This is a genomic window from Georgenia sp. EYE_87, assembly GCF_023148685.1.
Classification (GTDB): Bacteria; Actinomycetota; Actinomycetes; order Actinomycetales; family Actinomycetaceae; genus Georgenia.
This window is the reverse complement of sequence record NZ_JAHXNL010000002.1, coordinates 17,497-40,335: the sequence shown is the minus strand read 5'-3', so window position 1 is coordinate 40,335 and position 22,839 is coordinate 17,497. Positions and strand designations below refer to the sequence as shown.

Here is a 22,839-nt window from a genome sequence, read left to right as displayed (position 1 = left end):
CGCGCGCACGATTCGGAGGTCGTCATGAGCACGTCCGACAGCCCAGGCCCGGTCCACCACGACCCGGCGCGCGACAACGCCTCGGTCTCGTCGCCGTCGGCCGACTCGCCCGAGGTCCCGAGCAGCCCCGGCCCGCCGCCGGGCTCGATCCCCGGTCAGCACGACGAGGTCGTGCACGACGAGGTCGTGGAGCCCGCGACCCGCGGCCGCCACGCCGCCGACCGCGAGGTCGACCGCGAGGTCGACCGCGAGCCGGGCGAGGTCCGTTCGCCCGACGAGCCGAAGAGCCCGGGCCCCACGCCCGGCACGGTCCCGGGCAACATCTGATGGGTCTGGACGACCTGGCTCGCAAGGCGCGCGAGGCCTGGCAGGTCGAGAAGGAGCAGAGCCTGCGGTCGGGGGACGGCCCGACGGCGGACACCGAGCCGCCGTCGACGCCGGACCCCTCCACGCCCGACCCCGAGCCCGGGCGCGACCCGGAGCCCGGCAGGGTGCCGGAGCCGGGGACCGTGCCGGGCGCCCCGGCGGACCCGACGGTCCCACCGACCACTCCCCCGACCGCACCGCCGAGCCGACCGACGGACCACCCGGCAGCACCTCCGGGCAGCTGAGGCGACAACCGCGGGTTGCTGATCTGGTCGCCGTGAACGGCCGCACGGGCAACCCGGTGCGCCGAGGCGGCGAGCTCGCCGCCTCGGCGCGACCGACCGCGGTTCGTCGGGGCCTCCCGCTCAGGCGGGCAGGCCCGGGGCGAACGCTGGCCACGGGTCGGCGGCCTCGAGCTGGGCCGCGAGCGCGAGCAGGGTCTCCTCGTGACCCGTGCGGGCACCGAGCATGACCCCGAAGGGCAGCTCGGTGCCGTCCACCACCGCCCGGTGCAGCGGCAGGCTGATCGCCGGCGCCCCGATGATGTTCCAGGCCGACGTCCAGGGCGTGAACGCCTTCTGCGCCTGGAAGTCGGCGGCGGGGTCCTCGTCGTCGCGCATGGAGCCGATCGCGACGGGCGGCTGGGCCAGCGTGGGGCTGAGGATGACGTCGAAGGCAGACCACGCCAGGGCTGTCTGCCGGGTCAGCCGCTGCCCGGCCGAGACGGCGTCGGCGTACTGGGCGCCGGTCACGGACCGGCCGACCTCGCGCATCCAGCGGGTCAGCGGGACCAGCCGGTCCTCGCCGCCGGGTGGCAGCGGCGCGAGCAGGGTGCCGACGGACCACAGCGGCATGAAGGCGTCCCACTCCGTCTCACCGAAGGGCAGCGGCGCCCGGTCCACGTGGTGCCCGAGGCCCTCGAGCAGGCGCACCGCGCGGTCGACGGCGGCCAGCGCCTCGGGGTGCACCGGGGCGTCGGCCACGTTGATCGGCTCCGTCAGGACCCCCACGCGGAGCCGGCCCGGCTCCCGACCGCACGCGTCGAGGAAGGTGCCGCGAGGGGCGGGCAGCAGGTAGGTGTCGCCGGGCCAGGGCTCGACGAGCACGTCGAGGAACGCGGCGGTGTCGCGCACGGTCCGGGTCAGCACGCCGTCGGCGCCCAGGCCCGAGCCGTCCACCCCGTGCGGGCCCCGCGAGATGCGGCCGCGTGAGGGCTTCAGGCCCACCAGGCCGCAGGCCGCGGCGGGGATGCGGATCGACCCGCCGCCGTCGCTGCCGTGGGCGGCCGGCACGATTCCCGCGGCCACCGCGGCGGCGGCCCCGCCGCTGGAGCCGCCGGCGGTGCGGCCGAGGTCCCACGGGCTCCGGGCCGGGGCCGCCACGTCCGGCTCGGTGTAGGGCGGCAGGCCGAGTTCCGGGGTCGTGGTCTTGCCGACCATGAGGGTGCCGGCCGCCCGGAGCAGGGTGGTGACGCCGTCGTCCACCGGTGCGACGAACCCGGCGAGGGCCGCGGACCCCGCCTCGAACGGCAGGCCGGCCACCATCGTCAGGTCCTTGACCGGGACGGGCACGCCGAGGAACGGCGGGAGGGCGCCGTCGTCGCCGGCGGCGGAGCCGACGCCGGCGAGCAGCTCCTCCGCCTCGGCGGCCTGGGCCCGGGCCCGGGCGTCGGCGACGTGGACGAACGCCCCGACGCCCGGCCCGAGCCGGTGCGCCCGTTCGAGCGTGTGCTCGGCGACCTCCCCCGGGGAGACGTCCCCGGAACGCACGGCCGCGGCGAGGTCGAGGGCGGACAGCTCGTGGATCTCCGTCATAGCCCGACGTTAGCCCGGACGCCGGCCGGGCTGCCGGGCACTACCGGACGCCGGCCGGCCGCACCTCGAGGTCCAGCAGTGGCTCCGGCACCGCCGGCACCTCGGCCGGCACGGGCTGCGGAGCCGTGAACGGCACCTCCTGCTGGCAGACCAGGTCCGCGGCGGGCAGCGTCAGATCCACGAGGTAGGCGTCGACGGCGGTGCGCACGCAGGCCGAGCCGTCCGGGTAGGCCCCGTGCCCGTCGCCCTCCATCGTCACGAGCCGCGCGTTGCCGAGCTCGCGCATCGTCCGCAGCGCCCCCTGGTACGGCGTCGCCGGGTCGTACGTGGTGGCGACGACGAGCGGCGTCGGCGAGGACTCGGCGACCGTGAAGGGCCCCTCGTACGCGTCCTCGTCGTGCACCGGCCACAGGCCGTAGCTGATCTCGGAGTACCCCGTGTTGATCCAGAAGTGCGGGAACGACGACCACGACTCGGCACCCCGGTCGAGGTACGTCTCGACGTCGCGGGGCCACTGCCGCTCACCTGCGCCGATGGTGAAGAACTGGTCCGAGCCAGGTTCGTAGGAGCCGTCCTCCAGCCGGTCGTAGCTGAGGTTGGTGACCAGTCGGAGCAGCGAGGCGTCGCCGGCGGCGGCCTGGGCCAGGGCGACGGCCAGGATGCCCCAGAACTCCTTGGCGTAGAGCAGCGTGGTGGTCGCCACCCGGATGTCGTCGCCGTCCACCGGGCGCGGGTCCGGCGTGTACCGCGGCGCGGGGATCGGCGTCGCGTCGGCGGTGGCGAGCAGACCGTCGTAGGCGGAGGACGGCTGCCCGCCGCCGAAGCCCGAGCACGCCACCTGGTCGGCCGCGCAGGCCTCGAAGAAGCGGTGGAGCGCGCGTTCGAAGCTGGCGGTCTGCGCGACGCTGCTCGAGAGCGGGTCGGTGATGTACTCCTGCACGTCCACCGGCGAGTCGAGGACGAGCGCGCGGTAGCCGTCCGGGAAGAGCGCGGCGTAGGTCGCGCCGAGGAAGGTCCCGTAGGAGTAGCCCAGGTAGGTCAGCTTCTCGTCGCCGACCGCGGCGCGCAGGACGTCCATGTCCCTTGCGACGTTCGCGGTGGAGACGTGCGCGAGGATGTCGCCGTTGCTGGCCAGGCAGGCGTCCACGTAGGCCTGGTGCTTCGCGACGAAGGCGTCGACGTCGATGTCGAGCGGCGTCGGGAACGGCTGGGAGGAGTTGCCCAGCTCCTCGGGGTCGACCTGGCAGTCGATGGCCGGCGCGGACTGGCCGACGCCGCGCGGGTCGATGCCGACGAGGTCGAACCGCTGGTTCAGCGTGGGCCAGATCGTCCCGCCGTTCTCCTGGAGCACGTCCACGATCGTGCCGCTCGGCCCGCCGAGGTTCAGGAAGAGCGACCCGATCCGGTTCGCAGTGTCGGTCGCGGGCACCCGGGCGACCGCGAGACGTACCTGCTCGCCCTCCGGGTCGTCGTAGTCCATGGGGAGCGTCGCGGTGGCGCACTGGACGCCGGCCTCGGTGCCCGCCGGCGTGGTGCCGCAGTGCGTCCAGGCCAGCACGGGGACCTCGACCTCGGGGTCGGGGTCGGGGTCGGGGTCGACGCCGCGGGCGCCCGCGGCGGGTGCCAGCAGGGCGAGCAGGGCACCGAGCAGCGCGGCGAGCAGGGGTGCCGCGAGTCGTCGTCGTGGTCGTGGAGAGCTCATCGTTCCGCCTCACGGTCCCCGGGGCGGGCCCGGGGAGCTCCGTCGTCGGCCCGGAGTCCCGGGCCCGGTTGAAGGGACCCGGCCGCGCTCCCTCGCGCGGGGGTCCGGACACGAACCAGTGCCCGGCGAGTCTTCCACCTGCCCCGTCACCGGGGTGTGACGGAAGGTTTACCGACGGCGTCGTCCCGTCCGTCCCGTCCGCCGACGGCGTGGCACGCCCGTCGACGGCGTCGGCCCGCCCGTCGCGGCGGCACCGTCCGCGGGCCCGCTCGCGGTTGCGAGCGCCACCGCCCCGCCCAAGACTCGAGGTGGACGTACCGGCCGGTGCGACCGCCCCGGAGACAGGAGCGACCCGATGAGCGTCGGAGACTTCACCGAGAAGGGCAAGGACTTCCTCGGCAGCGAGAAGGGCGAGCGGACGAGCGACGACGCCCTGGAGAAGGGCTCGGACTTCGCCAGCGACAGGACCGGCGGCAAGTACGACGAGCACCTCGACAAGGGTGCGGACGCCGCCGACGAGCGCATCGGCAACGAGTAGCCCCGACCCTGACAGACCACGGAGCACGGCCGGCACCGTCCGGCCGTGCTCCACGCACGTCCGGACGGGTGTGGCACGGAAACACACCGCCACCCGGGACTATGGTCCCCTTCCCCATCGACGCGGCACCGGACGACCCTCGACGCTGTTACCTGAATCACCTCTCAGGTTGGGAGGTTCGACAACTCAGGAAAGGCGGTCTCATGCGAGTCACGAAGAAGTCCCTCGCGCTGACCTTCGGCGTCGCGACCATGATGGCCGTCGCCGCGTGCGCACCCTCGACCGGCGGCGGCGGGACGGAGCCGGCCGCGTCGGGCGACTCGAGCGAGTCGGCACAGGCCTCGGGCGACCCCATCGACGTCGCCCTCATCACCTCGACCACCGGCCCGCTGGCCGCCTACGGCAAGACCTTCATCGAGGGCTTCGAGGCCGGCCTCGACTACGCCACCGACGGCACCGGCGAGGTGGGCGGCAGCGAGATCGTCGTCGAGACGATCGACGACGGCGGCGACACCGACAAGGCCGTCGCCGCTGCCCGCGACGCCATCGGGCAGGGGCACAAGATCCTCACGGGCACCGCATCCTCCGGCATCGCCCTCTCGCTCGCCGAGCAGGCCGAGCAGAACAAGGTGCTCTACATCTCCGGCCCGGCCGCCGCCGACGCCGTCACCGGCATCAACGACTACACGTTCCGCTCCGGCCGCCAGTCCCTCCAGGACGTCGCCACCGCTGGCTCGTTCATCGACGTCGACGGCCAGAAGGTGCTCGTCTTCGCCCAGGACAACGCTTTCGGCCAGGGCAACCTCGCCGCCGTCGAGGGTCTGCTCGGCGCGCAGGGCGCGGAGGTCACCTCCGTGATGGTCCCCGAGGACGTCACCGAGTTCACGCCGTTCGCCGCCCAGGTGCTGGACGCCGCCCCCGAGATGGTCTTCGTGGCCTGGGCCGGCGCCACCTCCGGCGCCATGTGGCAGTCGCTGGACCAGCAGGGCGTCCTCGACGACATCACCGTGGTCACCGGCCTCGGCGACACCTCCACGTACAACGCCTACGGCGCGGCGTCGGAGAAGATCGACTTCCTCAACCACTACTTCCCGGGTGCGGCGGGCAACGACGTCGAGGCCGCGATGATCGAGCACGTCGAGGGTGCCGGCGGCACGCCCGACCTGTTCACGCCGGACGGCTTCACCGCCGCCCAGATGATCGTCCGCGCGATCGAGGAGGCCGGCGGCGCCGACGACGTCGACGCCATGGTCACCGCGCTCGAGGGCTGGAGCTTCGACGGTCCCAAGGGCAGCTACACGATCCGCGAGTCCGACCACGCGCTGATCCAGCCGATGTTCCAGGCCAAGCTCGTCTCGGACGGCAACGGCGGCTGGCAGCCCGAGCTCGTCAGCCAGGTGGCGGCCGAGGACGTCGCGCCGCCCGAGGCCGGCTGACCGACGCCCCGCACCACCCACGACAGGCCCCGGCCCGGACGGACCGGGCCGGGGCCTGTCGCACCCCAGGAAGAGGCCACCATGCCCCCCACCTCAGCCGCTCTCACGGTCGAGAACCTCAGCTTCGCCGTCGGCGGCGCCAAGATCCTCACCGACGTGAACCTCGAGGTCCCCTCCGGCGAGATCATCGGCGTCATCGGACCGAACGGCGCCGGCAAGACGACCCTGTTCAACATGATCTCCGGGATCCACGCCCCGACGGCGGGCCGGATCCTGCTCGACGGCAGGGACATCACCCACGAGCGCATCCACCGCCGCGCGCGGGCGGGGCTGGGCCGCACGTTCCAGACCTCCAACCTCTTCCCGGGGCTCAGCGTCCTGGAGAACGCCCGCCTCGCGGCCCAGCGCCGCCTCGGCGGGAACCTCTCCGTGCTCCGCTTCCCGCGGCGCTCCGACGACGCCTCCGCCCGCGCGCTGGACCACCTCGCCGAGGTCGGGCTCGCGGACCGGGTCGACGTCCTGGCCGGCGGCCTGAGCCACGGCGACAAGCGCAAGCTGGAGATCGCCGTCCTGCTCGCCATGGACCCGAGCGTCATCCTGCTCGACGAGCCGATGGCCGGCGTCGCCCGGGCGGACGTGCCCGGCCTGTCCGAGGTCATCCGCCGCATGCACCGCGACCACGGCTGCACCGTCCTGATGGTCGAGCACCACATCGACGTGGTGATGGGGCTGGTCGACCGCGTCGCGGTCCTGCACCAGGGCACCATCCTGGCGCTGGACGAGCCCGGGAAGATCATGGCCGACCCCCTCGTCCAGAGCGCCTACCTGGGAGCCGCCGCGTGAGCGCGATCCTCGAGGTCGAGCACCTCTCCGCCACCATCAACGGCCAGCTGGTCGTCGAGGACGTGACCTTCTCCGTCCCGGGGACCGGCGTGACCGCCGTCCTGGGCCGCAACGGCGTGGGCAAGACCTCCACGATGAAGGCGGTCATGGGCCTGATCGGACGCGCCGGCCGTGTGGAGTTCGACGGGCACCGCATCGACCGCGAGGACACCCACCGGATCGTCCGCCGCGGCATCGGGTACGTACCCGAGGACCGCGAGGTCTTCGCCGGCCTGACCGTCGCCGAGAACCTGCGCCTGGCCGAACGTGACGCGAAGCCGCGCCGCGAGCTCGTCGAGGCGCTCTTCCCCGACCTCGTGCGCCGCGGCGGCCAGCGGGCCGGCACGCTCTCCGGCGGGCAGCAGCAGATGCTGTCCCTCGCGCGCGCCCTCCTCAACACCAACCGGCTGCTGCTGGTGGACGAGCCCACCAAGGGCCTGGCGCCGAAGATCGTCACCGAGGTCGCCGAGGCGCTCGAGGAGGCCGCCCGCACGGTGCCGATCCTCCTGGTGGAGCAGAATCTGCCGGTCATCGAACGCCTGGCCCAGGACGTCGTCGTCATCGACGCCGGCACGGTGGTCCACACCGGCGACGCCCGTTCCCTGCTCGATGACGAGGAGGCCGTTCACCGGCTCCTCGGCGTCCACGCCGAGACCACCCCGGCCCCGGAGGGAGCCAAGTGAGCACCATCGTCCTGCTGCTGGTCACCGGCCTCGGCCTGGGGGCCCTGTACTTCCTGGTGGCGTCCGGACTCTCGCTGATCTACGGGCTGATGGGCGTGCTCAACTTCGCCCACGGGGTCTTCCTCTCCCTCGGCGCGTTCATCGGCTGGGAGGTGGCCCGCCGGCTGGACCCGAGCACGTGGACCGGGTTCCTCCTCGCCATGGTGGTCGGCGCGCTCGCCGGGGCCGCGGTCGCCGCCCTGACCGAGCTGCTGCTCATCCGGCCGCTCTACAACCGGCACATCGAGCAGGTGCTCGTCACCGTCGGGCTCGGCCTGGTCGGCGTGGCGCTCTTCGAGGGCTTCTGGGGCACCGACGCCATCTTCATCTCCGGCCCGGCCTGGATGGCGCAGACGACGGAGATCGCCGGCGCCCGCATCCCGAACAACCGGTTTCTCGCCATCGCGGTCGCGGGCGCCGTCCTCGCCGCCCTCGTGCTCTTCCTCCGGCACACCCGCTACGGCCTGATCATCCGGGCCGGGGTGGAGAACCGCTCGATGGTCACCGCGCTGGGCATCGACGTGCGCAAGTCGTTCACGCTGGTCTTCTCCATCGGCGGTGCCGCGGCCGGCCTGGGTGGCGTGCTCGCCTCCCAGTACTACGGCTACGTCTCCGCCCACCTGGGCCAGACCTTGCTGATCTTCGCGTTCATCGTCACCGTGATCGGCGGCCTGGGCTCCCTCGGCGGCGCCGCCGTCGCCGCGGTGATCGTCGCGATCCCGCAGCAGTTCGCCAACTACTACTGGGGCGTCGGCGACCTCATCGCGGTGCTCGCCCTCGCCGTCGTCCTGCTCGTCCGCCCGTCCGGACTGATGGGAGCCAAGGCAGCATGACCTCCCCCACCTCCACGAAGCCGCCCGTGGCCCAGCAGGCCAGCCCCGCGCCGCGGACGCCGGCGCGCGCACGCCGCCGGGTGCCCGGCTGGCTGGTCGGCGCGGTCGCCGTCGTCGTCGCCGCGAGCCTGCCGCTGCTCAACCTGCCGCTGCCCGGCGTCCTGCCCGGGCCGACGTACATGCCGGGCAGCCTGCACCTGATGGCGCTGTGCATGATCTTCGCCGCGCTGGCCCTGAGCTACCACCTGCTCTACGGCGTCGCCGGCATGCTCAGCTTCGGCCACGCCCTGTACTTCGCGGCGGGCGCGTACGGACTGGCGATCCTCCTCGACCGCACCGACATGCCCTTCCTGCTCGCCGGGGCGCTCGCCCTGGTCGCCGCGATCCTGCTCGCCACCGTCGTCGGCGCCGTCTCCCTGCGGGTCTCCGGCGTCTCCTTCGCGATGGTCACCCTCGCGTTCGCCCAGGCCGGGAACGTGCTGGCCCGGCGCAACACGGCCGGTGTCACCGGCGGCGAGGAGGGCATCGGCCTGACCACCACCCACGTGCCCGACGCGCTCGTCGGCGTGGTCAACACCCGCAACATGTTCTGGGTCGCGCTCGCCACGCTGGTGCTCGTGTACGTCGTCGTCACCTGGGTGCAGCGCTCGCGGGCCGGCCACGTGGTGGAGGCCACCCGCGAGAACGAGATGCGCGTGCGGGTCATCGGGCAGCCGCCCTACCTCATCCGCCTGCTCACCTTCGTGATCGCCGGCTCGCTCGCGGCGGTGGTCGGCATGGTCTACCTGCTGCTGCAGTCGCAGGCGGTGCCCACCATCACCTCGGCCGACTTCACCATCCAGGCCCTGATCATGGTGGTGCTCGGCGGCGTCGGCTCGCGCTGGGGCGCCGTGATGGGCGCCGTCGTCTACACCCTGCTCGACCAGCGCCTGAGCGTCCTCGCCGGCTCCGACCTCGTCGAGTCCCTCCCCACCCTCCTGCACGTGCCGCTCAGCGAGCCCGCGTTCATCCTCGGCGTGCTGTTCATCCTCGTGGTGCTGTTCATGCCGGGCGGCATCGCGGGCGGCGCGTCCCGGCTCACCGGCCGCCGCCGCGGCCCGGCCCGCGCCGCGGGCTCGCACACGGAGACCGCCGCGGAGGCCGCCGAGCGGCGCCGCCTCGAGGAGCTCGCGTGAGCCTGCTGCCTCCTGCCTGCGACGAGCCCGGGCGCCACACCCTGGGCCGCTGGACGAGCGACCGGGCACGCCTGACGCCCGGCAAGGTCGCCGTCGAGCACGAGGGGGTCGCGACCACCTACGCCGAGCTCGACGCGCGGGCGAGCGCCCTCGCCGAGCGGCTCGTGCGGGCCGGGTACGTGCCCGGGGACCGCATCGCCACCCTCACCCGCAACTCCACCGACCACGTGGTGCTCCTCTTCGCCTGCGCCAAGGCCGGGCTGGTCCTCGCGCCGATGTCCTGGCGCCTCGCGCCCGAGGAGCTCGCCTACCAGCTCCGCCACGCCCGGCCGGCGCTGGTCGCGGTCCAGGCCGGCCTCGCCGGGGACGCCCGCGCCGCGCTCGCCCAGCTCGACGTGGCCCCGCCGGTGGAGCTGCTCGGGGCCGACGGCGTCGAGCAGCACGTGCCCGGTCCCGCCCGGCCCGACGGGACCCCGCCGGGACCGGCGCGCTGCGTGCGCGACGACGACCCGCTGCTGCTCATCTACACCTCCGGCACCGCCCGGGCGCCGCGCGGCGCGCTGCTCACGCACGAGAACTGCTTCTGGACCAACCTCTCCCTCGGCGGCGCCACCGGCATGACCGGGCAGGACGTCGTGCTGTCGGTGCTGCCCCAGTTCCACGTGGGCGGCTGGAACGTCCAGCCGCTGCTGGCGTGGTGGTCCGGCGCCACCGTCGTCCTCCAGTCCGACTTCGACCCGGCCGCGGTCCTCGAGCTCGTCGCCGGCCGCCGCGTCACCACGATGATGGGCGTCCCGACGACGTACCAGCGCCTGGCCGAGCTGCCCGCCTTCGCGGACGCGGACCTGACCGGCCTGACCCACGCGATCGTCGGCGGGGCGCCGATGCCCGAGCCGCTGCTGCGCACCTGGCACGACCGCGGCGTGCGGATCATCCAGGGGTACGGCCTGACCGAGGCCTCCCCCAACGTGCTCGCCCTGCCCCCGGCGCACGCCCTGGACCACGTCGGCTCCGTGGGCAAGCCCTACCCGCACGTGGACGTGGCGGTCGCCGACCCCGAGACCGGGCGCCTGCTCCACGGGCCGGCCCGCGGTGAGCTGCTGGTGCGCGGCCCGGCCGTCTTCGCCGGGTACTTCCGCGACCCGGACGCCACCGCCGAGGCCCTCCGGGACGGCTGGCTGCGCACCGGGGACCTCGTCGAGCGCGACGCCGAGGGGTACTTCCACGTGGTCGACCGGCTCACGGACATCTACATCAGCGGCGGCGAGAACATCTCCCCCGCGGAGGTCGAGGCCGCGCTCGCCACGCACCCGGAGGTCGTCGACGTCGCCGTCGTCGGCATCCCCGACCCGCGCTGGGGCGAGGTGGGGCACGCCTTCGTCGTCCGGGCCGCCGGGTCCGGGGTGGACGCCGACGGGCTGCTCGCCCACGCCCGCCGCCACCTGGCCAGCTTCAAGGCCCCGCGCAGCGTCACCTTCGTCGAGTCCCTGCCGCGCACCGCCCTGCACAAGGTGCGCCGGGGCGCCCTGCGGGAGGTGCGACCGTGAGCGCCGCCCCGCGCACCGAGCGCGGCACCCGCACCCGGGCCCGCCTGCTCGCCGTCGCCACCGACGTCTTCGCCGAGCGGGGTTACCACGACGCCTCGATCGTGAAGATCACCGAGGCCGCCGAGGTCGGTCAGGGCACGTTCTACCTCTACTTCGACTCCAAGCAGGCGATCTTCGAGGAGGTCGTCCGCGACCTCAACAGCCGGGTCCGGCGGGCCATGTTCGAGGCCTCCAGCGTCGAGACCGCCCGCCTGGAGGCCGAGCGGGCGGGGTTCCGGGCGTTCTTCCGGTTCACCGCCGAGAACCCGGCCCTGTACCGGATCATGCGCCAGGCCGAGTTCGTCGCGCCGGACGTGCTGCACATGCACTACGAGACCATCGCACGCGGGTACGTCGCCGGTCTGGTCGCCGCCAAGGAGCGCGGCGAGCTGGCCGCCGAGGTCGACCCCGAGGTCGCCGCGTGGGCGCTCATGGGCATCGGCGAGCTCGTCGGCATGCGCTGGGTCCTGTGGGACCGCGACGGCGGAGCGGCCCCCGGCAGTGCGGCGCCCGGCAGTGCGGCCCTCGACGGCAGTGCGGCCCTCGACGGCGGTGCGGCCCGCGTCCCCGGAGCCGACGCCCCCGGCAGCCCGCCCCGTACCCCGGGCCTCCCGCCCGACGTCTTCGACGCCACCATGCGCCTGGTCGAACGCGCCCTGTCCCCCGGAGGAGAACGACGATGAGCCCAGAACCAACCCTCGCCGGCCGGCGCGCGGTGGTCACCGGCGGCGGGAACGGCATCGGCGCCGCGTGCGTGCGCGAGCTCGCCGCCCGCGGTGCCCACGTCGTCGTGGCGGACCGCGACGAGGCCGCCGCCTCCGCCGTCGCCGCCGAGACCGGCGGCGAGACCTGGGTGGTCGACCTCGACGACACGGCGGGCCTCGACGACCTCGCCCTCGAGGCCGACGTCCTCGTCAACAACGCCGGCATCCAGGTGGTTCGGCCCATCGAGGAGTTCGACCCGGCGGACTTCCGCCGGATCCAGCGAATCATGGTCGAGGCCCCGTTCCTCCTGGTACGCGCGGCGCTGCCCCACATGTACGCCCGCGGCTGGGGGCGCGTGGTCAACATCTCCTCGGTCCACGGGCTGATCGCCTCGCCCTACAAGTCGGCCTACGTGACGGCCAAGCACGCGCTCGAGGGGTTGAACAAGGTCACGGCCCTCGAGGGGGCGGCGCGTGGGGTCACCAGCAACTGCGTCAACCCCGGCTACGTCCGCACCGCTCTCGTGGAGCGCCAGATCGCCGACCAGGCGCGCACCCACGGCATCACCCAGGAGGAGGTCCTCGAGAAGGTCCTCCTCGTCGAGCAGTCGGTCAAGCGGATGGTCGAGCCGGGCGAGGTCGCCTCCCTGGTCGGCTGGCTGACCGGCCCCGACGCCGGCATGGCGACCGGCTCCTCCTACACCCTGGACGGGGGGTGGCACGCCCGATGAGCGCGCACACCTACGGCACGGTCGACGTCCCCGTCGACGGCGGCACGCTGCGGGCGGGGGTGTGGGAACCGGTGGTCCCGGGGCCGGGCGCGCCCACCGTCCTGGCGGTCCACGGCATCACGGCCACGCACCTCGCCTGGACCTACCTCGTCGACGCCCTCCCCGGGGTGCGCGTGGTGGCGCCGGACCTGCGCGGGCGCGGGCGGAGCAACGCCCTCCCCGGCCCGTTCGGGATGGCGCGGCACGCGGACGACCTCGCGGCGGTCCTCCGCCACCTGGGCACGGGCCCGGTCGTCGTCGTCGGCCACTCGATGGGCGCCTTCGCGTCCGCCGTGCTGGCGCACCGGCACGGCGAGCTGGTGGAGTCCCTGGTGCTCGTGGACGGCGGCCTGCCGCTGGAGGTGCCCGCCGGGGCCGACCCGGACGAGCTCATGCGGGCGGTGCTCGGGCCGGCGGCCGCGCGCCTGGCGATGACGTTCGAGGACCACGAGGCCTACCGCGACTTCTGGCGCCGGCACCCCGCGTTCGTCGGTCACCTCTCCGAGCGGCTCGGCGAGTACTTCGACTACGACCTCGAGCCGGCCGACGGCACCTGGCGGCCGTCGTCGCGCCTCGAGGCGGTCACCGGGGACCAGCGTGAGCTCGTGACGGGCGAGTCCCTGCTCCCCGCGCTCGAGGCGCTCGCGACGCCCACGCTGTTCCTGCGCGCCCCCCGCGGCCTGCTCGACGGCGACCCGCTGTACACCGCCGAGCACGTGGCCCGGTGGGCGGCGCGGCTGCCCATCACCACCGCCGAGGTGCCGGACGTCAACCACTACACGATCGTCATGGGGCCCGCGGGCGCCGCCGCCGTCGCCGACCGGGTCAGGACGCCCAGCGCGGAGGTCTCACCGTGGTGACAGATACCCGACCAGACCGGCCGAATCTGGTAGGAACGGGACCGACCACGTCGCGCGGCGCCCGACCGGCGCCCGCCGCCCTGATTCAACGGTGCAGCAAGGGGTAGCTCCTCCATGTCTTCAGTCAGCCAGAAGTCCCGCGAGACCGAGGACCGGTCGGGCTCGCGCAACCCGTTCACCCGCGTCATGCGGCCGGTCAACACGCTGGTGGAGCGGTTCATCCCCAGCGCGCTGGTCTTCGCCATCGTCCTGACGGTCATCGTGGCCCTCATGGCGCTCGTGCTCACGGACGCCGGACCGGTGGACGTGCTAGTCGGCTGGGGCGACGGCCTTGCGGGCCTGCTGGCGTTCATGACCCAGATGGCGCTGATCCTGCTGCTCGGCCACATGCTCGCCAACACCCGGCCGATGCGCCGCCTGCTGGCCCGGCTCGGCGGTCTGCCCCGCACGCCGCTCCAGGCCTACGTCTTCGTCTTCCTCGTCGCCGCCGTCGCCTCCCTCCTGCAGTGGGGCCTCGGCCTCGTCGTCGGCGCGCTGCTCGCCAAGGAGGTCGCGGCGCAGCTGCGGGAGAGGGGCGTGCGCCTGCACTTCCCGATGCTCGTGGCGGCCGGCTTCTCCGGCTTCGCCGTGTGGCACATGGGGTACTCCGGCTCCGGCCCCCTCACCGCGGCCACCGAGGGGTCGTTCATCGCCGAGCAGCTGGGCAGGACCATCCCCGTCAGCGAGACGACCTTCTCCACCTGGAACGTCGTGGCGGCGGTCGCGACCGTCCTCGCCGTCGCCGTCGCCCTCGCGCTGGTGGCGCCCCGCCGGGGCGACCGGATCGTCGAGCTGGAGGTGGACGCGCGGGACCAGGGCGTCGCGGTCGACGAGGAGGTCGTCACTCCCGCTGACCGGCTCGACGCCAGCCGCTTCCTGACCACGCTCGTCGGGCTCGCCCTGACGGCCTACCTGGTGGTCTACGTCCTCCGTGGCGGCACCCCCACCCTCGACTTCGTCAACTGGTCGTTCCTTGCGCTGATCCTGCTGCTCGTGCGCAGCCCCTTCGAGCTGACCGCCCTCGTCAAGGACGCCGCGTCCAACGTCGGTGACATCCTGCTCCAGTTCCCGCTCTACGCGGGCATCCTGGGCATGATGACGGCCACCGGGCTCATCACGGTTGTCTCGGACTTCTTCGTCAGCGTCTCGACCCCGCAGACCTTCGGGGTGCTGGCGCTGCTGTCCGCGGGCCTCGTGAACTTCTTCGTCCCGTCCGGCGGCGGGCAGTTCGCCGTCCAGGCACCGATCCTGCTCGACGCCGCCGCGCGCCTGGGCGTCGACCCGGCCGTGCCGATCATGGCCGTCGCCTACGGTGACCAGTGGACGAACATGATCCAGCCCTTCTGGGCCCTGCCGCTCCTGGCCATCGCCGGCCTGAAGATGCGGGACATCCTGGGGTACACGACCGTCACGCTCGTCGTCTCCGGCGCCGTCTTCGCCGCCGTCCTGCTCGTCGTCGGGGCCGGCTGAGCCCGCTCCGACCGAGACCGACCCACGGACCCACCACCCGACCAGAGATCCACCCGAAGGAGAGACCATGACCAGCGGAACAGTGAACGCCACGAGCCGGGCCGGCACGTCGCCCGGCCTGGACAAGGTGGTGGCCTCGGCGGCCGAGGCGGTGGCGGACATTCCCGACGGCGCCTCGCTCGCGGTCGGCGGGTTCGGGCTGTCGGGCAACCCGATGGCGCTGATCGAGGCGCTGCTGGCGCAGGGCGCGAGCAACCTGTCGGTGGTGTCGAACAACTGCGGTGTCGACGACTGGGGGCTGGGGATCCTGCTGCGCGCGGGCCGGCTGGCCAAGATGACCGCCTCCTACGTGGGCGAGAACAAGGAGTTCGAGCGGCAGTTCCTCTCCGGGGAGCTGGAGGTCGAGCTGACCCCTCAGGGCACGCTGGCGGAGAAGCTGCGGGCGGGCGGGTCCGGCATCGCGGCGTTCTTCACCACCACGGGGGTGGGCACGCAGGTGGCCGAGGGCGGGCTGCCGCGCCGGTACGACGGCGCCGGCGGGGTGGCCAAGGCGTCCCCGGTCAAGGAGGTGCGCACCTTCTCGGTGCGCGGGCAGGACCGGGAGTTCGTGCTCGAGGAGGCGATCGCCACCGACTTCGCCCTGGTGCACGCGCTGCGCGGCGACCGGCACGGGAACCTCGTGTTCAACAAGGCGGCGCGGAACTTCAACCCGCTGGCCGCGACGGCCGGCCGGGTCTGCATCGCCCAGGTCGAGGAGCTGGTCGAGCCGGGCGCGATCGACCCGGACGAGGTGCACCTGCCCGGGATCTACGTCCACCGCGTGGTCGAGGTGGGCCCGGGCATCGAGAAGCGGATCGAGAAGCGCACCGTGCGCTCGGAGGGGAGCAACTGATGGCTCTGACCCGGCAGGAGATGGCCGCCCGGGCGGCCCTGGAGCTGGCCGACGGCTCCTACGTCAACCTGGGCATCGGGCTGCCCACGATGGTGCCGAACTACGTGCCCGAGGGCCGGCAGGTGGTGCTGCAGTCCGAGAACGGCATCCTCGGGGTCGGGCCCTACCCGTCGGAGGACGCGGTGGACCCGGACCTGATCAACGCGGGCAAGGAGACCGTCACCACCCTGCCCGGGGCGGCGTTCTTCGACTCGGCGCTGTCCTTCGGGATGATCCGCGGCGGGAAGATCGACGTCGCGATCCTGGGCGGCATGCAGGTCTCGGCCGCCGGGGACCTGGCCAACTGGATGATCCCGGGCAAGATGGTCAAGGGCCCGGGCGGGGCGATGGACCTCGTCCACGGCGCCGGGAAGGTGATCGTCCTGATGGAGCACAACGCCAAGAACGGGGACGCGAAGATCGTTGAGGAGTGCTCCCTGCCGCTGACCGGACGGGGCGTGGTGGACCGCATCATCACCGACCTGGCCGTCATCGACGTCACCCCCGAGGGCCTGGTGCTGGTCGAGCTCGCCCCCGGGGTGAGCGTCGACGAGGTCAAGGACCGCACCGAGCCGCCCCTGACCGTCTCCGAGCACGTCCACGCCGTGGAGGTCGACGCATGAGCACCGCACCTACTACTCCCGCCACCGGCCCCGCGGCCGGGACGCAGGCCGTCGGCCGGGCCGGACAGCAGGGCGACGACGTCGTCATCGTCGGCGCCGCCCGCACGCCGCAGGGCAAGCTCAAGGGCCAGCTCGCCGCGCTGACCGGGGTCCAGCTCGGCACGGTCGCGATCCGCGGCGCCCTGGAGCAGGGCGGGGTGCCCGCCGAGGCCGTCGAGGCGGTCTACATGGGACAGGTCCTCCAGGCCGGGGCCGGGCAGGCGCCCGCCCGCCAGGCCGCCGTCGGCGCCGGGATCCCGTGGTCCGCGCACGCCACCACCGTGAACAAGGTGTGCCTGTCGGGGCTGACCGCGATCATCGACGCCGCGCGGCTCATCCGGGCAGGCGAGGCCGGCGTCGTCGTCGCGGGCGGCATGGAGTCCATGACAGGCGCCCCGCACCTGCTCATGGGCACCCGGGCCGGCTGGTCCTACGGCAACGTCGAGGCCGTGGACCACATGGCCCACGACGGCCTGACCGACGCCTACGACCGCGAGGCCATGGGCCTGGCCACCGACAGGAAGACCGCCAGCACCTACCCGCTGACCCGGGAGCAGCAGGACGAGGTCGCCGCCCGCTCGCACCAGCGCGCCGCGAAGGCCTGGGCGGACGGCGTCTTCGACGGCGAGGTCGTCACGGTCACGGTCAGGGGCCGCAAGGGCGACGTCGAGGTCACCACGGACGAGGGCATCCGCCCCGAGACCACGGTGGAGTCCCTGGCCAGGCTGCGCCCGGCGTTCACCCCCGAGGGGTCGATCACCGCCGGGAACGCCTCGCAGATCTCCGACGGCGCCGCCGCCGTGGTCCTGACCACCCGCGCCCACGCCGCCGAGCAGGGCTGGACGGTGCTCGCCACCCTGCGCGCCCCGGGCCAGGTCGCCGGCCCCGACGCCTCCCTGCACGCCCAGCCCGCCCGCGCGATCGCCAAGGCGCTGCAGCGGCAGGGCTGGGACGTCGCCGACCTCGACCTCGTCGAGATCAACGAGGCCTTCGGCGCCGTCGTGGCCCACTCCGCCGCCGAGCTGGGCGCCGACCCGGAGAAGGTCAACCCCCACGGGGGCGGCATCGCCGTCGGCCACCCCATCGGCGCCTCCGGCGCCCGGCTCGTGGTCCACGCGGCCCACCAGCTCGCCAGGAAGGGCGGCGGCAGGGCCGCCGTCGGCCTGTGCGGCGGCGGCGGCCAGGGCGAGGCCCTCCTCCTCGAGGGCTGAGCGGTCACCGGCGGCGGCCCTCGGGCCGCCGCCGGCCGGAACGACCCGACGGGGACCGCCGTCGGGGGCCCGGTGGCGGGACCACCGTGGCCGGAGCCAGGGTCGACGGCGCAGGTGCCGCCGTCGGGAGACGAAGGGGTTTTCCATGGGCCAGGTCACCGAACACGACGTCGAGACGTCGCGGGCACGCATCCACGTGCGGGACACCGACCCCGGCGGCGCGTCGTCGCCCGCGGGCACGGTGCTCCTCGTGCACGGCAACTGCTCGTCCTCGGCGTTCTTCCACCGCCTCCTGACCGCCCTGCCGGAGGGGTGGCGCGGCGTCGCCCCGGACCTGCGCGGCTACGGCGAGACGGAGCCGCTCCCGATCGACGCCACCCGCGGCATGCGGGACTTCTCCGACGACCTGGTGGCCCTGATGGACGCGCTCGGCGTCGGGCGCGCGGCGTTCGTCGCCCACTCGGCGGGAGCGGGCGCGGTCATGCAGCTCGCGATCGACCACCCGGACCGGGTGGGGGCGCTCCTCCTGGAGGCTCCGGCGTCGCCGTTCGGCTTCGGCGGGACCGCGGACGCCGAGGGCACCCCGGTATGGCCGGACCACGCCGGCTCCGGCGGCGGGACCGCCAGCCCCGACTTCGCCGCGGCCATCGCCGCCGGCGACCGCTCGGCCGACGAGCCGCACTCCCCGCGCAACGTCTTCCGGGCGCTCTACGTCGCCCCGGGGACGGAGCTCGAGGACGAGGAGCTGCTGCTCGACTCGGTGCTGTCCACCCGGATCGGCGCCGACCACTACCCGGGCGGGACCGAGCCCAGCGAGAACTGGCCCGGCTCCGGTCCCGGGACCACGGGCATCAACAACGCGCTCTCGCCGCGGTACTACAACCTGAGCGGCTTCGCCGACGTGCCCGAGGTCGGCCCGGTGCTGTGGGTGCGGGGCGACGCCGACGCGATCGTCTCGGACACCTCGCTGCTGGACCTCGGGCACCTCGGGGCCGTGGGGGCGATCCCCGGCTGGCCGGGCGCGGACGTCTACCCGCCGCAGCCGATGGTCAGCCAGATGCGCACGGTGCTCGACCGGTTCGCGGCTGCGGGCGGGCGGTACGAGGAGGTCGTCCTCGAGGGCGTCGGGCACAGCCCGCACCTGGAGGAGCCGGACCGCTTCGCCGGGCTGCTCGCCGGCCTGCTGGCGGGTGACACCGAGCGGGTCCGGCCCGCATCCTGAGGCGGGGCCGCACTGGCCCGCAGCAGGCTTCGGACGGCAACCCTCCTGATCTTCGGGACGAACGTCACCGGTGCGTGGTGAGATAGGCGGATGACGAGGATGACCGAGATGACCGGCCGCGTGGCCGCCCCCGAGACCCGGGACGCGCACGCCTGGCTGGAGGACGTCGAGGGGCCGGAGCAGCTGGCGTGGGTGCGTGAGCGCAACACGCACGCCGAGTCGATGCTGGCCAGCGGCGAGCGCTTCAACCGGATGCGACGCGGCATCCTCGAGGTGCTGGACTCCACCGACAAGATCCCCGGCGTGGTCCAGCGCGGGGAGCACCTGTACAACTTCTGGACCGACGCCGAGCACGAGCGGGGCCTCTGGCGCCGCACCACGTGGGAGTCCTACCGCACCGACTCGCCGGAGTGGGAGGTGCTGATCGACGTCGACGCCCTCAACGCGGCCGAGGGCGCCAACTGGGTCTGGCACGGCGCCCGGGTGCTGCGCCCGTCCTACTCCCGGGCGCTCGTCCAGCTCTCCCGCGGCGGCGCCGACGCCGACGTCACGCGCGAGTTCGACCTCACCACGAAGACGTGGGTGGAGGACGGCTTCACCCGCGAGGAGTCGAAGGGGGGCATCGCCTGGGCGGACGCCTCGGGCGACTCCGTGTTCGTCTACACCGACTTCGGCGAGGGGTCGATGACCACCTCCGGCTACCCCCGCACGGTGCGCCGTTGGCGCCGCGGGACGCCGCTGTCCGAGGCGACGGAGATCTACGCCGGCGAGCCCACCGACATGCTCATCGGCGCCGGCCACGACTCCACGCCCGGCTACGAGCGGGACGTGGTGTTCCGCCACCTCGCCTTCTACGACTCCCAGATGTACCTGCTCGGCCCGGACGACTCGCTCACGCTGCTCGAGGTCCCGCGCTCCGCCGACCCGGACCTGTACCGCGACTGGCTCACCGTGGAGCTGCGCGAGGACTGGACGGTCGGCGGCCGCACCTACCCGGGCGGCGCGCTGCTCGCCGTCCCGCTCGAGAACTTCCTCGCCGGGGACCGCCGGTTCGAGGTGCTCTACGCGCCGACCCCGACGACGTCGCTCGCCGGGGCGTCGTGGACCCGCCACCACCTCGTCCTCAACATCCTCGACGACGTGAGCAACCGCCTGGAGGTCCTCACGCCCCCGGCCGCCGGCTCGCGCGAACCGTGGCGGCGCCGCCCGCTCGACCTCACGGCGGGCGGGACCGCGGCCGGCGAGGTGCCCGAGCTGGCAACCATCGCCGTCGGGGCCGTGGACGCGGACGAGGAGGACGCGCTGTGGCTGACGACCACCGGCTTCCTCACCCCCACCACGCTCTCCCGCCTCGACCTGGACGAGGACGGCGCCACCACCTCGATCGAGCGCCTCAAGGCGCTGCCGGCCTACTTCGACGCGACCGGGCTCCACGTGGAGCAGCACTTCGTCACCTCCGCGGACGGCACGCGGGTGCCCTACTTCCAGGTCTCCCGCGACCCGGTGTCGCACGACGGCGCGGCGCAGCCCGCCCCGACGCTGCTGTACGGCTACGGCGGCTTCGAGGTCTCCCGCGTGCCGGCGTACTCGGGCGGCATCGGGCGGGCCTGGCTGGAGCGCGGCGGGGTGTACGTGGTGGCGAACATCCGCGGCGGCGGCGAGTACGGGCCGCGCTGGCACCAGGCGGCGCTGAAGCAGAACCGGCACAAGGCGTACGAGGACTTCGCCGCCGTCGCGCGCGACCTCGTGGCGCGCGGCGTGACGGACCGCGCGCACCTCGGTGCGCAGGGCGGCTCCAACGGCGGCCTGCTGATGGGCAACATGCTCACCCGGTACCCGGACCTGTTCGGCGCCATCGTGTGCCAGGTGCCGCTGCTGGACATGAAGCGTTACTCGCACCTGCTGGCGGGGGCGTCGTGGATGGCCGAGTACGGCGACCCGGACGACCCCGAGCAGTGGGAGTTCATCAGGACCTTCTCGGCGTACCACCTGTTCGACCCGGACCGCGACTACCCGCCCGTGCTGTTCACGACCTCCACCCGGGACGACCGCGTCCACCCCGGGCACGCCCGCAAGATGGCGGCGCAGATGCTCGAGGCAGGCAAGGACGTCACGTACTTCGAGAACATCGAGGGCGGTCACGGCGGGGCGGCGACGAACGCCCAGGCGGCGTTCATGCAGGCGCTGGCGTTCGAGTTCCTGTGGCAGCGGATCGGATGAGTCCCGCCGGCGGGGCGCCGACCGCGGGGTGCCTGTTCTGCGACATCGCGGCCGGTCGCGCACCGGCGAGCGTCGTCCACGCCGACGACGAGGTCGTCGCGTTCCTCGACACCGTGCCGGTCAACACCGGGCACGTGCTCGTGGTGCCGCGTCGGCACGCCGTCGGCCTCGTGGACCTTCCCGTTCCTGTCGGCGAGGCGGTGTGGCGTGCGGCGCACCGCATCGCGGCCGTCATGCGCGCCGACCCGGCGTGGTCCGAGGGGGTCAACCTGCATCTGTCCGACGGCGAGGCGGCCGGGCAGAGCGTCGGGCACGTGCACCTCCACGTCATCCCCCGCCGGACGGACGACGGCCTGCGCATCGTGGAGGAAAACGTCCCGGCACGGCCGTCGCGGGACGAGCTCGACTCCGTGGCCGCGCGCCTGGTGCGCGCGCTCAGGCCTGGGCGGTGATCCCGCCGACGACGGCGATCCGCACCTCGACGCCGTCGACGTCCGAGGGCACCTGCCCGGCCGCGGCCGCGTCCGCGACGTTGACCGTGACGCAGTACCCGCCCGACGACCGGGCGATCCCGACCCCGACGACCCCGTCGCGATCCCGGAGACGGTCGCGCAGGTGCTCCTTGGCGGCGCGGGCCTGCGGCAGGTCGGTCATCGGGACGCACCTCCGTGTGCCGCCGGCCGGGCCTGCACGAGCGTGGCGCCCAGCGCGGTCAGCACCTCGACGACGGGGTTGAGATAGGTCAGCCCTCGGCCATTCTCGCCCCCGGTCTCGCTGCCGGCAAAGAGGAGCCCGACGGCCCGGCCGTCGGAGGGCCGGTAGACGAGCGCCCCGCTGTCCCCGCCGGCGGAGAACGGCTGCTCCCCGGCGCCCTCCACCTCGATCTGGTCGTCGAAGGTCAGCTCGCCGACGCCGGCCCCGTAGCCGACCACGAGGCCGTCGAGCTCGATGGCGGTCACGTGGCCGTCGGTGATCCCGGTGGTGCGGCCGACCTTCTGCACGACGTCGTCACCGACGACCTCGGCGACCCCGGTGAGCGCACCCACCGGGTAGGCCGGATCCGCCTCGACGCCGTCGTCCAGGCGGGCGAGCGCCGCGTCGACCAGTGCCGGCTCGCCGGAGGTCAGCGGGGCGAACGTGGTCAGCGAGCCGACGCGGTCCTCGACGCTGCCACCGTCGGCGGGCGCCGGCTGAACCACCGGGTCGCCCGCACGGCCGGACGGACCGACCAGGACGTGGTGGTTGGACAGGAGGAAGGTCCCCGGGTCGCCCGCAACCGTGACGAACCCGCCGAGCGTGCCCGCACTGACCGCCTGGTGCGCCACCGAGGCGCCCGGACGCAGGGGCCGGACGCGCCCGGTCTCACCGAGAGCACGAGCGGTGGGGACCGGCGCCCGCGTGGCCCGGACGGCGAAGGGCCGAACCCGCCCGGTGCGGCGGACGTCAACCACGGGGCCTGCCTCCGCGCGCAGCCGTCGGGCGACCATGCGGGCGGTGGAGGTACCCAGCGGGTAGCGCACGGCGACTCCGAAGGAGCCGTCCGGTCGCGGTGCCAGGCCGATGGCGACACCGACCCGCACGGCGGCTGCGGTGGCGCCGGCCCGACCGGCGAGGAGCTCGCCCGCGTAGACGGCGAGCTGGCTCTTGACCGTCCTGGCCTCGTCCACATCCATGGCGCCCAGTGTGGCGGGTGGCA

At 74.0% G+C, this 22,839-nt stretch carries 23 protein-coding genes; 19 read left to right on the top strand and 4 right to left on the bottom strand.

The genetic code is table 11. The features are described 5' to 3' along the window. Nucleotides 1-24 precede the first annotated feature (24 nt). The gene (locus tag KZX45_RS03595; RefSeq protein ID WP_248256361.1) at nucleotides 25-327 is read left to right on the top strand and encodes a hypothetical protein; all 303 of its coding nucleotides are present in this window, start codon (nucleotides 25-27) and stop codon (nucleotides 325-327) included. Continuing rightward, nucleotides 327-611: a hypothetical protein gene (locus KZX45_RS03590; RefSeq protein WP_248256360.1), complete on the top strand. Its 285-nt coding sequence runs from the start codon at nucleotides 327-329 to the stop codon at nucleotides 609-611. The genes KZX45_RS03595 and KZX45_RS03590 overlap by 1 nt, the downstream gene beginning before the upstream one ends. Nucleotides 612-731: 120 nt before the next feature. Here KZX45_RS03590 and KZX45_RS03585 read toward each other — a convergent pair whose 3' ends face one another. Both KZX45_RS03585 and KZX45_RS03580 read right to left on the bottom strand, forming a co-directional pair. Further along, complete coding sequence (locus tag KZX45_RS03585; RefSeq protein ID WP_248256359.1) at nucleotides 732-2,180, bottom strand: amidase; 1,449 nt, start codon at nucleotides 2,178-2,180, stop codon at nucleotides 732-734. Between the two features lie 40 nt (nucleotides 2,181-2,220). Then, entirely contained in the window at nucleotides 2,221-3,882 is a 1,662-nt protein-coding gene (locus tag KZX45_RS03580) for an alpha/beta hydrolase (protein WP_248256358.1), read from the bottom strand. A 355-nt stretch (nucleotides 3,883-4,237) separates the two neighbouring features. On the opposite strand from KZX45_RS03580, the gene KZX45_RS03575 reads away from it, so the two are divergent. From KZX45_RS03575 to KZX45_RS03495, 17 genes are all read left to right on the top strand, one after another. After that, on the top strand, nucleotides 4,238-4,420 hold the full coding sequence (locus KZX45_RS03575; RefSeq protein WP_248256357.1) for an antitoxin: 183 nt from the start codon (nucleotides 4,238-4,240) through the stop codon (nucleotides 4,418-4,420). 203 nt (nucleotides 4,421-4,623) lie between these two features. Further along, nucleotides 4,624-5,856: a substrate-binding domain-containing protein gene (locus KZX45_RS03570; protein ID WP_248256356.1), complete on the top strand. Its 1,233-nt coding sequence runs from the start codon at nucleotides 4,624-4,626 to the stop codon at nucleotides 5,854-5,856. Nucleotides 5,857-5,937: 81 nt separating this feature from the next. After that, nucleotides 5,938-6,699, top strand: a complete 762-nt coding sequence (locus KZX45_RS03565; protein WP_248256355.1) for an ABC transporter ATP-binding protein — start codon at nucleotides 5,938-5,940, stop codon at nucleotides 6,697-6,699. After that, the gene (locus KZX45_RS03560; RefSeq protein WP_248256354.1) at nucleotides 6,696-7,421 is read left to right on the top strand and encodes an ABC transporter ATP-binding protein; all 726 of its coding nucleotides are present in this window, start codon (nucleotides 6,696-6,698) and stop codon (nucleotides 7,419-7,421) included. The genes KZX45_RS03565 and KZX45_RS03560 overlap by 4 nt, the downstream gene beginning before the upstream one ends. Continuing rightward, a complete protein-coding gene (locus tag KZX45_RS03555) occupies nucleotides 7,418-8,293 on the top strand; it encodes a branched-chain amino acid ABC transporter permease (RefSeq protein WP_248256353.1) in 876 nt (291 codons plus the stop codon). Before KZX45_RS03560 ends, KZX45_RS03555 begins: the two co-directional genes overlap by 4 nt. Further along, nucleotides 8,290-9,468, top strand: a complete 1,179-nt coding sequence (locus tag KZX45_RS03550) for a branched-chain amino acid ABC transporter permease (RefSeq protein ID WP_248256352.1) — start codon at nucleotides 8,290-8,292, stop codon at nucleotides 9,466-9,468. The genes KZX45_RS03555 and KZX45_RS03550 overlap by 4 nt, the downstream gene beginning before the upstream one ends. Continuing rightward, nucleotides 9,465-11,015 (top strand): class I adenylate-forming enzyme family protein, encoded by a 1,551-nt coding sequence (locus tag KZX45_RS03545; protein WP_248256351.1) that lies wholly within the window; start codon nucleotides 9,465-9,467, stop codon nucleotides 11,013-11,015. The genes KZX45_RS03550 and KZX45_RS03545 overlap by 4 nt, the downstream gene beginning before the upstream one ends. Beyond that, nucleotides 11,012-11,737, top strand: coding sequence for a TetR/AcrR family transcriptional regulator (locus KZX45_RS03540; protein ID WP_248256350.1), 726 nt, complete (start codon nucleotides 11,012-11,014; stop codon nucleotides 11,735-11,737). Before KZX45_RS03545 ends, KZX45_RS03540 begins: the two co-directional genes overlap by 4 nt. Then, nucleotides 11,734-12,489 (top strand): SDR family NAD(P)-dependent oxidoreductase, encoded by a 756-nt coding sequence (locus KZX45_RS03535; RefSeq protein ID WP_248256349.1) that lies wholly within the window; start codon nucleotides 11,734-11,736, stop codon nucleotides 12,487-12,489. Before KZX45_RS03540 ends, KZX45_RS03535 begins: the two co-directional genes overlap by 4 nt. Further along, nucleotides 12,486-13,388, top strand: a complete 903-nt coding sequence (locus tag KZX45_RS03530; protein ID WP_248256348.1) for an alpha/beta fold hydrolase — start codon at nucleotides 12,486-12,488, stop codon at nucleotides 13,386-13,388. The genes KZX45_RS03535 and KZX45_RS03530 overlap by 4 nt, the downstream gene beginning before the upstream one ends. 186 nt (nucleotides 13,389-13,574) lie before the next feature. Continuing rightward, on the top strand, nucleotides 13,575-14,897 hold the full coding sequence (locus KZX45_RS03525) for a short-chain fatty acid transporter (protein ID WP_248256738.1): 1,323 nt from the start codon (nucleotides 13,575-13,577) through the stop codon (nucleotides 14,895-14,897). 67 nt (nucleotides 14,898-14,964) lie between these two features. After that, on the top strand, nucleotides 14,965-15,789 hold the full coding sequence (locus KZX45_RS03520; RefSeq protein WP_248256347.1) for a CoA transferase subunit A: 825 nt from the start codon (nucleotides 14,965-14,967) through the stop codon (nucleotides 15,787-15,789). After that, nucleotides 15,789-16,451 carry a CoA transferase subunit B gene (locus tag KZX45_RS03515; RefSeq protein ID WP_248256346.1) on the top strand — a complete coding sequence of 221 codons (663 nt, stop codon included), beginning with the start codon at nucleotides 15,789-15,791 and terminating at the stop codon, nucleotides 16,449-16,451. The genes KZX45_RS03520 and KZX45_RS03515 overlap by 1 nt, the downstream gene beginning before the upstream one ends. After that, nucleotides 16,448-17,701: an acetyl-CoA C-acyltransferase gene (locus KZX45_RS03510; protein ID WP_248256345.1), complete on the top strand. Its 1,254-nt coding sequence runs from the start codon at nucleotides 16,448-16,450 to the stop codon at nucleotides 17,699-17,701. The genes KZX45_RS03515 and KZX45_RS03510 overlap by 4 nt, the downstream gene beginning before the upstream one ends. Nucleotides 17,702-17,846: 145 nt before the next feature. Next, the gene (locus tag KZX45_RS03505) at nucleotides 17,847-18,923 is read left to right on the top strand and encodes an alpha/beta hydrolase (RefSeq protein WP_248256344.1); all 1,077 of its coding nucleotides are present in this window, start codon (nucleotides 17,847-17,849) and stop codon (nucleotides 18,921-18,923) included. Between the two features lie 99 nt (nucleotides 18,924-19,022). After that, complete coding sequence (locus KZX45_RS03500; RefSeq protein ID WP_248256343.1) at nucleotides 19,023-21,143, top strand: prolyl oligopeptidase family protein; 2,121 nt, start codon at nucleotides 19,023-19,025, stop codon at nucleotides 21,141-21,143. Then, the gene (locus KZX45_RS03495) at nucleotides 21,140-21,595 is read left to right on the top strand and encodes an HIT family protein (protein ID WP_248256342.1); all 456 of its coding nucleotides are present in this window, start codon (nucleotides 21,140-21,142) and stop codon (nucleotides 21,593-21,595) included. The genes KZX45_RS03500 and KZX45_RS03495 overlap by 4 nt, the downstream gene beginning before the upstream one ends. Here KZX45_RS03495 and KZX45_RS03490 read toward each other — a convergent pair. Both KZX45_RS03490 and KZX45_RS03485 read right to left on the bottom strand, forming a co-directional pair. After that, nucleotides 21,579-21,797 carry a hypothetical protein gene (locus tag KZX45_RS03490; RefSeq protein WP_248256341.1) on the bottom strand — a complete coding sequence of 73 codons (219 nt, stop codon included), beginning with the start codon at nucleotides 21,795-21,797 and terminating at the stop codon, nucleotides 21,579-21,581. The genes KZX45_RS03495 and KZX45_RS03490 overlap by 17 nt on opposite strands. After that, nucleotides 21,794-22,816 (bottom strand): S1 family peptidase, encoded by a 1,023-nt coding sequence (locus KZX45_RS03485; protein ID WP_248256340.1) that lies wholly within the window; start codon nucleotides 22,814-22,816, stop codon nucleotides 21,794-21,796. The genes KZX45_RS03490 and KZX45_RS03485 overlap by 4 nt, the downstream gene beginning before the upstream one ends. Nucleotides 22,817-22,839: the final 23 nt, after the last annotated feature.

Excerpts from the sequence above, each read along its gene's own strand:
- KZX45_RS03505 (WP_248256344.1), top strand. The coding sequence starts at position 17,847 with ATGGGCCAGGTCACCGAACACGACGTCGAGACGTCGCGGGCACGCATC.
- KZX45_RS03550 (WP_248256352.1), top strand. The coding sequence starts at position 8,290 with ATGACCTCCCCCACCTCCACGAAGCCGCCCGTGGCCCAGCAGGCCAGC.
- KZX45_RS03570 (WP_248256356.1), top strand. The coding sequence starts at position 4,624 with ATGCGAGTCACGAAGAAGTCCCTCGCGCTGACCTTCGGCGTCGCGACC.
- KZX45_RS03500 (WP_248256343.1), top strand. The coding sequence starts at position 19,023 with ATGACCGAGATGACCGGCCGCGTGGCCGCCCCCGAGACCCGGGACGCG.
- KZX45_RS03580 (WP_248256358.1), bottom strand. The coding sequence starts at position 3,882 with ATGAGCTCTCCACGACCACGACGACGACTCGCGGCACCCCTGCTCGCC.
- KZX45_RS03495 (WP_248256342.1), top strand. The coding sequence starts at position 21,140 with ATGAGTCCCGCCGGCGGGGCGCCGACCGCGGGGTGCCTGTTCTGCGAC.
- KZX45_RS03590 (WP_248256360.1), top strand. The coding sequence starts at position 327 with ATGGGTCTGGACGACCTGGCTCGCAAGGCGCGCGAGGCCTGGCAGGTC.
- KZX45_RS03585 (WP_248256359.1), bottom strand. The coding sequence starts at position 2,180 with ATGACGGAGATCCACGAGCTGTCCGCCCTCGACCTCGCCGCGGCCGTG.
- KZX45_RS03520 (WP_248256347.1), top strand. The coding sequence starts at position 14,965 with ATGACCAGCGGAACAGTGAACGCCACGAGCCGGGCCGGCACGTCGCCC.
- KZX45_RS03530 (WP_248256348.1), top strand. The coding sequence starts at position 12,486 with ATGAGCGCGCACACCTACGGCACGGTCGACGTCCCCGTCGACGGCGGC.
- KZX45_RS03525 (WP_248256738.1), top strand. The coding sequence starts at position 13,575 with ATGCGGCCGGTCAACACGCTGGTGGAGCGGTTCATCCCCAGCGCGCTG.
- KZX45_RS03575 (WP_248256357.1), top strand. The coding sequence starts at position 4,238 with ATGAGCGTCGGAGACTTCACCGAGAAGGGCAAGGACTTCCTCGGCAGC.
- KZX45_RS03565 (WP_248256355.1), top strand. The coding sequence starts at position 5,938 with ATGCCCCCCACCTCAGCCGCTCTCACGGTCGAGAACCTCAGCTTCGCC.
- KZX45_RS03515 (WP_248256346.1), top strand. The coding sequence starts at position 15,789 with ATGGCTCTGACCCGGCAGGAGATGGCCGCCCGGGCGGCCCTGGAGCTG.
- KZX45_RS03595 (WP_248256361.1), top strand. The coding sequence starts at position 25 with ATGAGCACGTCCGACAGCCCAGGCCCGGTCCACCACGACCCGGCGCGC.
- KZX45_RS03535 (WP_248256349.1), top strand. The coding sequence starts at position 11,734 with ATGAGCCCAGAACCAACCCTCGCCGGCCGGCGCGCGGTGGTCACCGGC.
- KZX45_RS03485 (WP_248256340.1), bottom strand. The coding sequence starts at position 22,816 with ATGGATGTGGACGAGGCCAGGACGGTCAAGAGCCAGCTCGCCGTCTAC.
- KZX45_RS03490 (WP_248256341.1), bottom strand. The coding sequence starts at position 21,797 with ATGACCGACCTGCCGCAGGCCCGCGCCGCCAAGGAGCACCTGCGCGAC.
- KZX45_RS03510 (WP_248256345.1), top strand. The coding sequence starts at position 16,448 with ATGAGCACCGCACCTACTACTCCCGCCACCGGCCCCGCGGCCGGGACG.